The organism is Pseudomonas sp. UM16 (assembly GCF_050312595.1).
Taxonomy (GTDB): Bacteria; Pseudomonadota; Gammaproteobacteria; order Pseudomonadales; family Pseudomonadaceae; genus Aquipseudomonas.
The window spans coordinates 136,797-150,604 of the sequence record NZ_JBNPJT010000004.1 but is presented as its reverse complement, the minus strand read 5'-3'; the positions used below and the strand labels follow the sequence as shown (position 1 = coordinate 150,604).

Below are 13,808 nucleotides of genomic sequence, written 5' to 3'. Positions count from 1 at the left end.
TGGTTCAATTCTGTTCTGCAACGCTGGTCTTGCCCTGGCGATTCTCGATATCACCGATCAAGCGCTTGGCCAAGGCCGGGTAATTCTCGTCGAAATGGTGTCCGCCCGGCAGTTTCAGGCGTTCGCCAACGGCGGTGTGGTCCGTGCAGCCACTTTCATCGGCTTCTTCTTCGCCATAAATGCACACCACTTTCGCTGCCGGTAGCTTGGCCATTTCCGGCCCGGTAGGCGCCTCTTTACCCGCATTGCCCAGCCAGCCTTCAACCTCGATCTCAAAGCTGCCACTGCGGGCAAAGGCCAGCAGAATGACCGCGTCGATGCGTTTCTGGTCTTCGGCGGGCAAACGGTTATAGATAGCGGGCAAGACATCGGCACCGAACGAGTAGCCGGTCAGCACAAAGCGTTTGGTGCCCCATTTCTGCCGGTAGTGCTGCATTAATTCCGACAGGTCGATGGCGCTTTGTTCAGGTGTTTTGTGTTGCCAGTAGTAGCGCAAGGTGTCGATGCCGACGACCGGATAGCCAAGCTTGGCCATCTCACCGGCCACATCGCGGTCCAGGTCACGCCAGCCGCCGTCACCGGAGAGAAACAGGGTCACGGTGTCGGTGGTTTGCCCGGCCGGGACTTCCACCACCGGAATACTCAGGGCATTGCCTTGTTCACCTATCAGGGCTTGGCTCAACTGGGCCTTGAGCACCTGCGGTAGATGGATGTCGTAATCGCTGATGCTGGTTTCAGCATTGGGCTGATCGCGGACAAACGCCGCGCTGGCGTCATCGGGATTGTCGTTCCAGGCGACGTTCCAGTGACCGTGGGGCGCGGCCTTGGGCAGCGCTGCGGTGCAGCCGGGGCGCTCGACACTGAAGTCTACCGAGATGGCCAGGGCCTTATCGTCAGTCTGAGCGGCCAGCCACTCCCAGGCTTGCGCGGCACCCGGGCCGATGCCGGCCACTAAGGTTGCGGCGCCTTGCAGTTGTTGCAGGGCATGGTTCAAGGCGGTGTGTTGCAGGCTGCAATCAGTCGGTGGCAGGAGTACTTGAACCAGTTGTGCTTCGCCGTTCTGGCTCAGGCTCAGCAGTTGCTTATCGGTCAGCGCCTGATCTTGCGGCACGGCAATGGCCACGCGTGCTTTGGGGTGGGTACCAGGGGTGACGCGGGTCAGGCTGCTGCCATCGCCCAGGGTCAAGTGTTCCAGGCGCGCTTCAGGCGCAGGTCGGGTCCATAGCCACAAGCCCAGGGCGGCGCAAAGCAGGGCCAGGGTCAGCGTTGCCAGGAGGTACAGCCAGTAGCGTCGAATCATCAGCGTTTTACCAATCCGGTCAAGCCGCCTGCGATCAGGGCAGCGGTGTCAGCCAGTGCCACCAGCGGATCGAGTCCGGCAGGCACAGCCATGTAGCGGGGTTCCCAGTCCGGCTGGAACTTGTCTTTGAACCGGCGTAAGCCCTGAAAGTTGTAGAGCTGCTCGCCACGCTGGAACACCATCGAGCCCAGGCGTTGGGTCAATGGTGCGCCACGACGAGGCTGCAGGCCGGAGAGTGGCACCATGCCCAAACTGAAGCGGGTGTAGGCCTGGCTTTTATAATGTTGGATCAAACCGATCATCATGAATTCCATGGTCAGCTTCGGCGCTTGTGGGTGGGCACGCATCAGGTCGAGGCTGGCAAGTTCCCGGCTATGGGTTTCCAGCAGGTTGGCAAAGGCGACCGGTCGACCTTCGAAGCGAATCAGGGCGACACGAAAATGCTGCAGGTACTCGGGGCTGAAGCGGCCCAACGAGAAGCCTTTCTCGCGCACGTTCTTGCCACTGAGCCAGGCATCGGAGATGACCTTGAGTTCATTAAGGGGCGCCTGTCCCGGTTCATGCACTTCCAGGCTCAAGCCATCGCGACCGCCACGGTTCCAGGTGTAGCGCAGGTCTTTCATCTCTTTGCCTTTGGCGTCGAGATCGAAACGTTTGAGGTCGACCCGCGCCTCTTCGCCGAGCTTGATCGCCGTCAGGCCGATGTCCATATAGAACGGCAGGTTCTCGGCGCGCACTTGATAGAACACCGGCCGGGCGTGGTGCACGTCGCACAGGTCGCGGAACTGCCAGATCATCTCGGCGCGCTTGTGCGCCGGGCCAATCGGGTCGTACAGCGCGACCAGGCTGCGGCCGCGATGGGCATACATCAGGAAGGCGTCGCCGTCGGGGTGGAACAGCAGCGCCTTGTCACCTGTGAGTGCCAGTCCGCCGTCAGGTTGATCGGAGGCTTGCAGAATGCGATTGGCGCGTTGCAGCTCTTCAGTGTTGGGTAGGTGAATCACCGGTCGTGCGGTACGCAGTAACCAGGTCAGGGCAACTGCCACCAGCAATACCGCGCTCCCCAGGGCTGAGCGCAGGCCGCGCGGGGCGTCGGCGTCGAGGGTGAATTGCCACCACAGTTGATGGCTATAGGGCACGTCTTGATAGGCGAACAGCAGCAGCCAGATCGATGCCCCCAGCACACAGGCGCTGGCGGCCAGATACACCGGTGAGAAGGGCAGTTCCAGCAAGCGACTGGGGCGGTAAAAGGAGCGACGGAACAGTGCCAGTAGGCAAGCGGTAAACGTCAGGATGCTGGCTTCTTCCCAATCGAAGCCCTTGAGCAGCGAGAGCAGGGCGCCGACCAGCAGCAAGATGGTGGTCAGCATCCAGGCGGCGGACAAGCGCCGACGCAGGCCCTGCGCCAGTAACAGGCACAGCACGCCAATCAGGCTGGCGCCGAAATGCGATGCGTCGATCAACCGATGGGGGATTAGAAAGCCCAGGTGTTCGAGGCGCTCGTCAATCTCCGGGGTTGCTCCGGAAAACAGCAGCACGACACCGGAAAGAAACACCAGGATAGCCAGTACCGGGGCCGCCAACCCGGAGGCCGCCCTGATAGCCTGACGGGCAACAATGAAGCGCCGTGCCTCGCTGCCCAGCAATAAGGCACAGGCCAGCAGCAGCGGGAGTACCACGTAGATCAGGCGATAAAGCAGCAAGGCGGCGGCCAGGGGCGCGGCGCCCAGTTGATCGGCAAAAGCCGCCAGCAGAATCGCTTCGAACACGCCAACGCCGCCGGGTACATGGCTGAGCACGCCCGCAGCAAGGGCCAGCAGGTACACCAGCAGGAACGCGCCGAAGGGTGGTGCCTCAGGTAACAACAGGTACAACACGGTCGCCGCCGCGGCAACATCCAGGGCGGTGATCAGCAGTTGCAGGAAGGTCAGGCGGGCACCCGGCAGGCGCAAGGTGCGGCGACCGATCCGCACCAGCAGGTTGTCTGCCAGGGGTTGCTCCGCCAGCCGACGACGGTAGAGACCGTAGATCAATAGCACTGCCAGGCCCAAGACAGCCAGGGCGATGGCGGCCAGCACTGGTTGCGCAAGATGCAGCGCTGTCGCCGCCGCGGGCAAGTTGCTCAAGGTCGCCAACGCCGCTAGCGGGGGTAACGCACAGCCCAGCGAAAGGCTGGCGAACAGCGTCATGCGCGCAACTTCAGGAGCACCAATACCCTGGCGGGCATACAACCGGTAGCGTACCGAACCACCAGAAAGCAGCGACAGGCCTATGGCGTTACCGATGGCGAATGCGCTGAACCCTCCCATAGCCAAGGCTTGAGGCGGCAACTGAACGCGGGCATAGCGACTGGCTGACCATTCATAACCGAGCAGGACGATGAAGCCGGCGACGGTTGCCAGAAATGCTCCGGTCAGGGCTGCGGGCGGTACATTGAGCAACGAGTCATGCAGGGCATAGATGTCCAGTTCGCTTAACAGGTGGCGGCAGGCGATCAGGGCAATGGTGAACAACAGTAAGGTCACAGCCAGGGTTATGGGCTGACGATAGCGACTCAAGCGATCAAGCCAGCGCAAATGCTGCTTGGCGTTGGGCAGAGCGGAGGTAATGGGCGCTTGTGTTTCGGATATCTGGCTGCGCATCAAGCACCTCGTGGACGCTGCACGCCAGGAGGAAAGTATCCAGCCAAGGTCGCAATCCCTATGGAAAGTAGTGGCGCCTATGATCGGGCTGCTGCCTGCCTAGAGGATAGTTAAACAATATTCATATTGCCGCGCGGGCTGGAGGGAGGAGGGGCTTTATCGCAGATGCAAAAAAGGCCACTTTTTTCAAAGTGGCCTTTTCTGTTGTTTGGTTGCGGGAGCCGGATTTGAACCGACGACCTTCGGGTTATGAGCCCGACGAGCTACCAGACTGCTCCATCCCGCGTCTGTGGGGCGGATTCTACAGCGTTTGGCTAGGCTGTCAACGCTTAATTATTGATTTTCAATAAATTTATGCCTGAACACTTTTTTCAGGCAAAGAAAAAGGCCACTCCGAAGAGTGGCCTTTTCTTAATCTGGTTGCGGGAGCCGGATTTGAACCGACGACCTTCGGGTTATGAGCCCGACGAGCTACCAGGCTGCTCCATCCCGCGCCTGTGAGATGAATTCTACAGTTTTGCGGGAGGGTGTCAAGCGCTGATTTGAAGAAATCCTTTTTTGTTCAAACGCTTAGCGCTTTCATTTAGCCCTGCAAGGTAGTTGTGCTGGGGTTGGGGAGCAAAGGTGTGGATGTTTATCCAGTGCTTATGGTGTGAAGGCGCTGTGCAATGAGATACTGCCTACACGATTGTTCACCTGTGCCCACGGTTGCCGATGTCCCAGCGCAAGATCATCCACATTGATTGCGATTGCTTCTACGCCGCTATTGAAATGCGTGACGACCCACGTCTGGCTGGGCGGCCGCTGGCGGTGGGAGGCTCGGCTGAGCGGCGGGGTGTCATTGCCACCTGCAACTACGAGGCGCGGGCTTATGGTGTACGTTCAGCGATGTCGTCCCGGCATGCGCTTCACCTGTGCCCCGACTTGTTGATCGTCAAGCCGCGCATGGATGCTTATAAAGAAGCATCCCGGGAAATTCACACGATCTTTCGCGACTACACCGACCTGATCGAACCGTTGTCACTGGACGAAGCCTACCTGGATGTTTCTGATAGCTCGTGGTTTGCCGGCAGTGCCACGCGCATTGCCGCCGATATTCGCCGTCGCGTCGCCCAGCAACTGCATATCACCGTGTCGGCCGGGGTGGCACCGAACAAATTCCTGGCCAAGATCGCCAGTGATTGGCGTAAGCCCAATGGCTTGTTTGTAATCACCCCTGATGACATCGAAGCTTTTGTTGCCGCGTTGCCGGTCAGCAAGTTGCACGGTGTGGGAAAGGTAACCGCCGACAAGCTCGGGCGTCTGGGGATCAGTAACTGCCTGGAGCTGCGAGACTGGAGTCGCCTGGCGTTGGTCCGTGAATTCGGCAGCTTTGGTGAGCGCCTGTGGGGGCTGGCGCGAGGGATCGATGATCGAGTGGTGCACAATGACAGTCGCCGTCAGTCGGTCAGCGTAGAAAACACCTACGACACTGACTTGCCCGATCTGGCCAGTTGCCTGGAAAAACTACCGGAGCTGATGGAAACCCTGGCGGGGCGTATGGCGCGTATCGATGACAGCTACCGACCGGGCAAGCCTTTCGTCAAAGTGAAGTTTCACGACTTTACCCAAACGACCCTGGAGCAGGCCGGTGCCGGCCGCGACTTGGGCAGTTACCAGTTATTGCTCAGCCAGGCGTTTGCCCGGGGCAGCAAACCGGTACGGCTGTTGGGGATTGGTGTGCGCTTGCAGGATTTGCGGGGTGGCCATGAACAGCTGGAGCTGTTTGGCCGCGATTGATACCTGGCACTGCGCCGATCCCATCGCCAGCAAGGCTGGCTCCTACAAAGGATCGGCGTTGGGTCATCAATGCACGCCAGGATCCGCGACCAGGCGACCGGCATCCTTGGTCAGCGACTGCAGAAACTCCTGCTGCAGCTCAGGATCATTGCGAGTGAGCTCGATCAGGCTCTGCTCCAGCTCGCTGGCTTCTTCTTCCAGGCCCAGTTCCGACAGACGCTTGACCCGGTGCACCCACTGACTGACTTCATCGTCTTCCAGATCATCGAAGATCAGGTCGTGGGCTTCCACCAACTTGTTGCGCAAGTTACTGCTAATCAACAGGCTGGCATCACCACGGACATTGTTGTCTTCATCGGCGACTTGCAGGTGCAAGGTACCGATATGCGTCAGGTTCTGCTCGGAGAATGGACTGTCGAGCAAATTCAGCAGCAATACCCCGTTGCGATCGGTGGTCAGGGTGTGGCTGACCTTGCCAGCTTTGACCTCAACCGGACGATCACCCCACGGCAGGCTGGTGTATTCCTGACGTTTGTCCTTCTGTACTTCGGTGATCCCGGCAAGGTTCTGCTGGGAACGACCATTGGACTGGGCGTTCATAAAGGGATTGAGGCCGTCGATGCCGTAGCTGAACCAGTCACGGGTGACGCTATCGGGCAGGTTGCCTAATGCGAAGATGTTGACCACGTTGGCGCCGACACCGGCGACCACGGCCACCGCGCCCAGCGGGATCTCGTAGACTTCCCGCCAGGGTTGGTAGGGCGTGTAGCGATCATAACGACGGGTGACTTCGAACTCAGTGACTTCGAAGTTCTTCTGTTCGTTAATGCGCACACGTCGCTGCGGCAGCTCGAGTACCTTGGGGTCCCCGACATCGATCTGCAGGCTGTGTTCGAGCAGCTTGCGCTCGATGCGTTCCTCATGCTCGCTGCGCTGGGACATCTGGTTGGCGCAACCGCTGAGCAACAGGGCGCCGCTTAGTGCGGCGCCCCCCAGGGTAAAGGTACTTCGCTTGAACATGATTACTCTTGCGTTGGCTTAGCGGCGGATGCGGGCTTGCAGGAAGGACACCACCTCGGCCAACGGCAGCGGTTGTGCGTCACGCTCCTTGCGGTGCTTGTATTCCAGGTTGCCTTCGGCCAGGCCGCGATCGCTGATCACGATCCGGTGCGGAATGCCGATCAGTTCCATGTCGGCGAACTTGATCCCTGGGCTGGTTTTCTTGTCACGGTCGTCCAGCAGCACTTCGAAACCTGCGGCAGTCAGCTCGGCATAGAGCTTGTCGGTGGCTTCGCGTACTTGTTCGGTTTCGTAGCGCAGCGGTACCAGGGCGATCTGGAACGGCGCCAGGGTATCGCTCCAGATAATGCCGTTCTCGTCGTAGTTCTGCTCGATGGCAGCCGCCACCACGCGAGATACGCCGATACCGTAGCAACCCATGCTCAAGATCACTGGTTTGCCGTTTTCGCCCAGGACCTGGCACTTGAGCGCTTCGCTGTACTTGGTGCCCAGCTGGAAGATGTGTCCGACTTCGATGCCGCGCTTGATCACCAGAGTGCCCTGGCCATCCGGGCTTGGGTCACCTTCCACGACATTACGCAGGTCGGCCACTTGCGGAACGGGCAGGTCACGTTCCCAGTTGACGCCGAAGTAGTGCTTGTCGTCGATGTTGGCACCAATGCCGAAGTCGCTCATCAGCGCGACCGAGCGGTCGATGATGCACGGCAGTGGCAGGTTCAGTGGGCCGAGCGAGCCAGCGCCAGCGCCAATGGCGTTGCGCAGCTCTTCGTCGGTGGCCATGACCAGCGGGCTGGCAACCTGTTCCAGGTTGGCGGCCTTGATTTCGTTGAGTTCGTGGTCGCCACGGACGATCAGGGCAATCAGTTTGCCTTCTTCGGCAGCGTGCACGATCAGAGTCTTGACGGTCTTTTCGACCGGCATGTTGTAGTTTTCCACCAGTTGCGCAATGGTCTTGGCATCCGGGGTGTCGACCAGGCGCAATTCTTCGCTAGGCGCAGCGCGCACGGTTTCCCGTGGAATGGCCTCGGCCTTCTCGATGTTGGCGGCGTAGTCGGAGCTGTCGCTGAAGATCACGTCGTCTTCACCGGACTCGGCCAGCACATGGAACTCGTGGGAGTAGCTGCCGCCGATTGAGCCGGTGTCGGCTTGCACAGGGCGGAAGTCCAGGCCCAGGCGGGTAAAGATGTTGCTGTAGGCCAGGTGCATGCGGTCGTAGGTTTCCTGCAGGGAAGCCTGGTCGGCATGGAAGGAGTACGAATCCTTCATGATGAACTCGCGGCCACGCATCAGGCCGAAGCGCGGACGGATTTCGTCACGGAACTTGGTCTGGATCTGGTACATGTTCAGTGGCAACTGTTTATAGCTGTTGAGCTCGTTGCGGGCCAGGTCGGTGATCACTTCTTCGTGGGTTGGGCCCACGCAGAAGTCACGACCGTGGCGGTCTTTCAGGCGCAGCAGCTCTGGGCCGTACTGTTCCCAACGACCGGATTCCTGCCACAGCTCGGCAGGCTGGATGCTCGGCATCAGCACTTCCAGGGCGCCGGCGGCGTTCATTTCCTCGCGGACCACGGTCTCAACCTTGCGCATTACCCGAAGGCCCATCGGCAGCCAGGTATAAAGGCCGGATGCGAGCTTGCGGATCATGCCGGCGCGCAGCATGAGCTGGTGGCTGATGACGACCGCGTCGGAAGGGGTTTCTTTCTGGGTAGCGAGCAAATATTGACTGGTGCGCATGGTAGGCCGTTGTCGGTTGCTTAAGACTTTAAAGGACCCCGCATTGTACGGGGGCGATTCGGTGGCGTACAGGATGCCGGAGCACGAAGGCGTTGTCAGCCCGAATCGAGACAAGAAAAAGCCCGGCAGTGCCGGGCTCTTTCGTACTGGGGATACTGAAAGCCCGGGGCTTACAGGATGCTCAGCGGGTACTCGACGATCAGACGCAGTTCGTCCAGCGATGACGAACCGTAGTAAACGCCGTCGGCGGAACGGTAGGTGGCTTGGCGAATACGGAAGCTCAGGTCCTTGGCAGCGCCTTCTTGCAGGACGTACTTGGCTTCGATGTCACGTTCCCACTCTTTACCATTGCTGGTGCCTTCGACGTTGGCGCCTTCACCGGTAACGTAACGGGTCATGAAGCTAAGGCCTGGAACGCCGTAGCTGGCCATGTTCAGGTCGTAGCGAGCCTGCCAGGATTTTTCGTCTTCGGCGTTGAAGTCAGAGCGGGCCACGGAGTTGGCCAGGAAGATGGTACCGCCACCGTCGACGCCATAACCGTAGTCACCGTCGCCGGTTACACGCTGGTGAGCCAGGGTGAAGGTGTGAGCGCCAATGTTGTAGGCAGCCGACAGGCTGTATGCCTGGTTGTCCAGTTTGTCGCCGTCATAGGCGGTATACAGGGCAGCGCCGTCGCTCTTAGTGTCATAAAAGTTAACGTCGAACACCAGACCTTGGTCATCATTGATTGGCAGCGCCCAGTTGACGTTGGCGTAGTACTTGCGCCAGTAATCTTCAACTTTGGAGTAATAGAGGCTGGTGCTCAGGTTGTCGGTGAAGGAGTAGCTACCACCGAGAACGTCGGCACTGGTCAGGCCTGGTTTCTTTTGGCGGTTCTCGTCAAGGCCGCCGATACTGTCGTGATATGACTGCGACTGGGCATTGAGCGAGGTGAAGTGACCGGCATTCAGTTCCAGGCCTTTGATTTCCTGGCTGGTGAGCAGGAAGCCTTCAATGGTTTCTGGCAGCAGACGGCTATCGTCAGTGGCCAGGACAGGCATGGCAGTGAACTGGGTGCCGTACTTCAGTACGGTATCGGAGATGCGCATTTTGACTGCACCGCCGCCTTCGGAGAAGGAGTCCTCGGAGCGACCGTCGGAGCCGGTAGGGAACTGGCCGGTACCGGCACGGCCCTTGCCGCTGTCCAGTTTCAGGCCCAGCATGCCAATAGCATCAACACCGAAACCGACTGCACCTTGAGTGAAACCGGATTCATAAGTACCGAGGAAGCCCAGGCCGGTTTCTTCAGAGCGTCGTGGACTACCATCTGTCGGAGCCGTGCTGTTGCGTGGGTCGCGGCTGAAATACAGCATGCGAGTTTTGACGTTCAGCGAGCTGTCTTCAACAAAGCCCTTGGATTCACTTTGGGACGAGGCTACTGCCATCTGCGAGGCGCCGGCTGCAACAGCCAGGGCGATCATGCTCCACTTCATCACGCGCATCGTGACTTGCTCCTTTGGTTTTTAGGAAGAGTACTGCCGTCGCCTTTGATTTTTTTTTACGGCGCGGCTCTTTCTTTTTGTGTCGGCGGAAATGTATATCACGCAGACTGTAGTTGGCGATATGGGGGGAAAGAACCTTTCGGTAACTTTACGGTCATGTCGCTAACGGTTAAGTCCCTGTCGCAAATCACGTCCCGGTTTTGCGGGGCGTACAACTCCAGCGCTGGTCCGGACGGCTTAAGGTTAGGTAAAAACAATCTAGCCTCTTGGCCCCCCAGTACTCCCTGGTTTACCCATGCAACTGTGTTATTTGTCGCGCTCCACCGCATCACTGCAGGTGTCGTGCCGACTGTGGCGGATGTGAATGCAACAAGCGTGCTCAAAAGTGGGCACAGTTCACAAAATTTTCACGACTGACTGAAAAAAAACCGCCCGGTGCCGTAAATCCGGGGGGCTAAGATCCGTTGGTTCGTTTGGGAAGCTTGTTTTGGAATAAAGCCCAAAGCTGTCCTTTAGGTCAGATCGTTACCGTAAAACCTGCGTGCTGAGTAGTTTACGGATACTTTGGGTGCTCCTCGTTCACGTCAAGCCTCATTTTGGTGCGAAAAGTAGCGTTTCGTTACTCGCGATACTGTTACCTGCCTTTTTTCGCCAGTGCAGCGCATAAAAATGGCCAAGCGCCGTGCGTTTGTCGGTTTTACTGACAGCCTGAGCATGCTCAGGCAAGCAATCGGAGGTATCCTGCAGCATTCAGTCCGCGGCGCTATGCGTGGACAAGGTATTAAATGGCTGTAGGAGATTCCCCTGTGTTTAGTTTGGATTCGCGTCTTCAAGAAGACACTTATGTGCTTGGGGACTTTCCTCTCTGCCAGCTGTTGCTGAGCAAGGACGCCAACTACCCCTGGTTTATTCTGGTGCCGCGTCGCGCCGATATCAGTGAATTATTTCATTTAGATGACAAGGATCAGGCGCAACTCTGGAAAGAAACCAGGTTTCTCGCCGAAACCCTGAAAGACACTTTCGATGCAGACAAAATGAATGTTGCGACTCTGGGTAATGTGGTTAGCCAGTTGCATATGCATGTGATTGTCCGGCGTCGTACTGATCCGGCCTGGCCGGCGCCGGTCTGGGGGAATAAGCCGGCCGTGGCGTATACGACCGAGCAGGTTGCGCAGATTCGCGAGCGCTTGGCGACGGTATTGGATGATGATTTCACAATCGCTGAGGTTTGAGAGATGACACTTGAAGCGCGGATAACCGAGCTGGAAAGTCGTGTTGCCTTCCAGGACGACACCATTCAGGCACTCAATGATGTACTGGTTGAGCAGCAGCGGGTGGTTGAGCGCCTGCAATTACAGATGGCCGCGTTGCTCAAGCGTTACGAGGAAATGGTTGGTCAGTATTCGAGCAGCGAAGAAGAGGCGCCGCCGCCGCACTATTAATAGGTGCTTGATTCAGGCGCAAAAAAAACCGCGGTCGCCAGGCGCCGCGGTTTTTTGTTTGTCGCAGGATCAGCGCCGTGGAGCGGCGATCACATCTTCCGCTTGCAGGCCCTTGTCGCGGTTCATCACCGAGAACTCCACGCGTTGGCCCTCGACCAGTACGCGGTGACCTTCGCCGCGAATGGCGCGAAAGTGCACAAAGATATCATCGCCCGAATCGCGGGAAATGAAGCCGAAGCCCTTGGAGGTATTGAACCACTTGACCGTGCCGGTATCACGGTTGCTCATGTCGTAAGGCGTGTGCTGGCTGCGCGCGCCGGTGGTTTTGAGGAAGCCGGCGACCAGGTGCAGTGCGACGGCCAACAGGATGCTCAGCAGTGCTGGCAGGTTGCCCAGCTCCGGGCGTGCCAGCAGGGTCAGGGTTTGCAGTACCACGGCCAGTACCAGCAGAGCGCTGGCAAGGCGCTGCAAATGCAGGCGGGTGCCTTTGTAGTGCTGAGGCACGACGGGGGCAAGGAGCAAATTGAGCAGGCCGAAGAGTGCCAGGTAAACGGCTTCCGGTTGCTGCAGCAGGGGGGCAGCGTCGGCTCTTAGGCTGGGGATGAACGACAGCAGCAAAGCTGCAGCGCCCGTCAACAGGTGGACGATCTTGAACATGTTGGTTGGCTCACATTAATAAGGCATATCACAGGAAGAGCTGACATCACGGCGCGCATTGGCTTGAGAAGCGCAAAAACGTGAGAAGAAGGTCAGCCTATGCGCCCCCGTCTAACAATCTTCAGGGGCGGCACGGCGCCTATTTAACAGCAAAGCCACGGGCTTCTCAAATCAACGGCAAACCGTGTGTCGCCTGGCTCCCGGCCGGAGCTTGGGTGCCTGCTGCACTGTGTCGCAGGGGCGAGGCTGCAGCCGACGACAAGTCTTGATACAGTGGGGTGTACCTAGTTGATCATCAAGCATCATCGAAAGGGGAATCGTATGGCTATTGATATCGGTATTAGCGAAGAAGATCGCAAGTCCATTGTCGATGGATTGTCGCGGCTCTTGTCAGATACCTATGTACTGTATCTGAAAACCCATAACTTCCACTGGAACGTAACCGGTCCAGCATTTCGTACATTGCACTTGATGTTTGAAGAGCAATATAACGAACTGGCGCTGGCGGTGGACTCTATCGCTGAACGCATTCGGGCATTGGGCTTTCCTGCACCGGGGGCTTATTCGGTCTATGCACGGTTGTCGTCGATCAAGGAAGAGGAGGGCGTGCCACCTGCCAATGAAATGATCAAGCAACTGGTGGAAGGGCAGGAGGCCGTGACCCGTACGGCGCGCAGCATTTTCCCGTTGCTCGACAAAGTCAGCGACGAGCCGACTGCAGATCTGCTCACCCAGCGCATGCAGGTGCATGAAAAAACCGCATGGATGCTGCGTTCGCTGCTGGAAGAGCGGTAATTCAGCGACGGCTTAATCAATCGTACCTAAATGCCTGGATTTATCGGAAGTCCGGGCATTTATCGTTAAGAGGGAAAACATTCTATTTGTTACCCCATCCCCTGCAACTTGCCGAGCAATCCTACAGCGAGAGTCATTCGGTCTGCTGGAAGCAATCAGCGCTGTAGCGTTCTAGTAGGGCCTGTCTCTGAGTGAAAGATAGTGCTCAGGGTTATTTCCCTGTTAGTTCAGATTGCGTGGTGCTTATATGTCTTCATGGAAGAATCGAGGAGGGCGTGTATCCGGCAAGGTGGGTGTCGATCCGTTCGAGGCGAATTTCAATATGGGCCTGGCCCAGCCATTGTCCCGCTCAGTGCGGTTGAATGGGTTTGCTACCTGTCTGCGTCTGGAAGAGATCTACTGGCGAATTCTTGAGCGCATCGCCGAGGCCAATCAGTGCTCGGTCAATGCTGTGTTGTCCTACGTGGACCGCGAGGTGCACCTGCGCCATGGTGGGGTAAAAAATTTCAGTGGCCTGATCCGTGTGGTCTGTGTGGTCTATCTGCTCGGCACCCAGGTATCACGCTAGTCGGTTGCCGGGCTGCACAGCCCTCCTTAACCATATATAATCCCGCTCTTTACTGCCTGAACCAGCCCGCGCTGTGGTTAACGAGACACGCCTATGCCCCTGTACGACTATCAATGTGCTTCCTGTAATCACCAGATGGAAGTCCTCCAGAAAATCAGCGCCACGCCGCTGACCGATTGCCCGGCGTGTCAAAAGCCTGAGCTCAAGAAGCTGATTTCTGCTCCGGGTTTCCGCCTGGGCGGTACAGGCTGGTACGAAACCGACTTCAAGACTGGCGCAAAAAAGAACCTTGCAGGCGGCGACAAGGCCGACTGAGTTGAATTGCACCGGCAGGGTCTTGCACTATTAGCCCTTTGGGGCGCCAAGGCCTCCACTGAACACACGAATGAC

12 protein-coding genes and 2 tRNA genes are annotated in these 13,808 nt (G+C 58.2%); 6 read left to right on the top strand and 8 right to left on the bottom strand.

The features are described from left to right. Positions 1–4 precede the first annotated feature (4 nt). From ACQRAX_RS06070 to ACQRAX_RS06055, 4 genes are all read right to left on the bottom strand, one after another. The gene (locus tag ACQRAX_RS06070) at positions 5–1,300 is read right to left on the bottom strand and encodes a virulence factor family protein (RefSeq protein ID WP_412037974.1); all 1,296 of its coding nucleotides are present in this window, start codon (positions 1,298–1,300) and stop codon (positions 5–7) included. Beyond that, positions 1,300–3,942, bottom strand: coding sequence for a bifunctional lysylphosphatidylglycerol flippase/synthetase MprF (gene mprF / locus ACQRAX_RS06065; protein ID WP_412037975.1), 2,643 nt, complete (start codon positions 3,940–3,942; stop codon positions 1,300–1,302). The genes ACQRAX_RS06070 and mprF overlap by 1 nt, the downstream gene beginning before the upstream one ends. Positions 3,943–4,151: 209 nt before the next feature. Continuing rightward, positions 4,152–4,228 (bottom strand) — tRNA-Met (locus ACQRAX_RS06060). A gap of 131 nt (positions 4,229–4,359) precedes the next feature. Next, positions 4,360–4,436 (bottom strand) — tRNA-Met (locus ACQRAX_RS06055). 220 nt (positions 4,437–4,656) lie between these two features. On the opposite strand from ACQRAX_RS06055, the gene dinB reads away from it, so the two are divergent. Then, positions 4,657–5,721 (top strand): DNA polymerase IV, encoded by a 1,065-nt coding sequence (dinB, locus tag ACQRAX_RS06050; protein ID WP_412037976.1) that lies wholly within the window; start codon positions 4,657–4,659, stop codon positions 5,719–5,721. Positions 5,722–5,787: 66 nt separating this feature from the next. Here the strand turns inward: dinB and ACQRAX_RS06045 are convergent, their stop codons facing one another. The 3 genes from ACQRAX_RS06045 to ACQRAX_RS06035 form a co-directional block, all read right to left on the bottom strand. Beyond that, positions 5,788–6,741 carry a hypothetical protein gene (locus tag ACQRAX_RS06045; RefSeq protein ID WP_412037977.1) on the bottom strand — a complete coding sequence of 318 codons (954 nt, stop codon included), beginning with the start codon at positions 6,739–6,741 and terminating at the stop codon, positions 5,788–5,790. Positions 6,742–6,759: 18 nt separating this feature from the next. Beyond that, complete coding sequence (locus tag ACQRAX_RS06040) at positions 6,760–8,475, bottom strand: proline--tRNA ligase (protein WP_412037978.1); 1,716 nt, start codon at positions 8,473–8,475, stop codon at positions 6,760–6,762. 170 nt (positions 8,476–8,645) lie between these two features. After that, complete coding sequence (locus tag ACQRAX_RS06035; RefSeq protein ID WP_412037979.1) at positions 8,646–9,956, bottom strand: OprD family porin; 1,311 nt, start codon at positions 9,954–9,956, stop codon at positions 8,646–8,648. Positions 9,957–10,762: 806 nt separating this feature from the next. Between ACQRAX_RS06035 and ACQRAX_RS06030 the strand changes: the two genes are divergently transcribed. Together ACQRAX_RS06030 and ACQRAX_RS06025 are read left to right on the top strand one after the other, a co-directional pair. Beyond that, entirely contained in the window at positions 10,763–11,188 is a 426-nt protein-coding gene (locus ACQRAX_RS06030; RefSeq protein WP_412037980.1) for an HIT family protein, read from the top strand. Positions 11,189–11,191: 3 nt separating this feature from the next. Continuing rightward, positions 11,192–11,398 carry a SlyX family protein gene (locus ACQRAX_RS06025; protein ID WP_412037981.1) on the top strand — a complete coding sequence of 69 codons (207 nt, stop codon included), beginning with the start codon at positions 11,192–11,194 and terminating at the stop codon, positions 11,396–11,398. Between the two features lie 69 nt (positions 11,399–11,467). Here the strand turns inward: ACQRAX_RS06025 and ACQRAX_RS06020 are convergent, their stop codons facing one another. Next, the gene (locus tag ACQRAX_RS06020; RefSeq protein ID WP_412037982.1) at positions 11,468–12,055 is read right to left on the bottom strand and encodes a cold shock domain-containing protein membrane protein; all 588 of its coding nucleotides are present in this window, start codon (positions 12,053–12,055) and stop codon (positions 11,468–11,470) included. Between the two features lie 321 nt (positions 12,056–12,376). Here ACQRAX_RS06020 and ACQRAX_RS06015 point away from each other — a divergent pair, with 321 nt between their 5' ends. From ACQRAX_RS06015 to ACQRAX_RS06005, 3 genes are all read left to right on the top strand, one after another. Continuing rightward, positions 12,377–12,850, top strand: a complete 474-nt coding sequence (locus ACQRAX_RS06015; protein WP_412037983.1) for a Dps family protein — start codon at positions 12,377–12,379, stop codon at positions 12,848–12,850. 247 nt (positions 12,851–13,097) lie between these two features. Beyond that, positions 13,098–13,418: a ribbon-helix-helix domain-containing protein gene (locus tag ACQRAX_RS06010; RefSeq protein ID WP_412037984.1), complete on the top strand. Its 321-nt coding sequence runs from the start codon at positions 13,098–13,100 to the stop codon at positions 13,416–13,418. Between the two features lie 93 nt (positions 13,419–13,511). After that, on the top strand, positions 13,512–13,733 hold the full coding sequence (locus ACQRAX_RS06005) for an FmdB family zinc ribbon protein (protein ID WP_412037985.1): 222 nt from the start codon (positions 13,512–13,514) through the stop codon (positions 13,731–13,733). Positions 13,734–13,808: the final 75 nt, after the last annotated feature.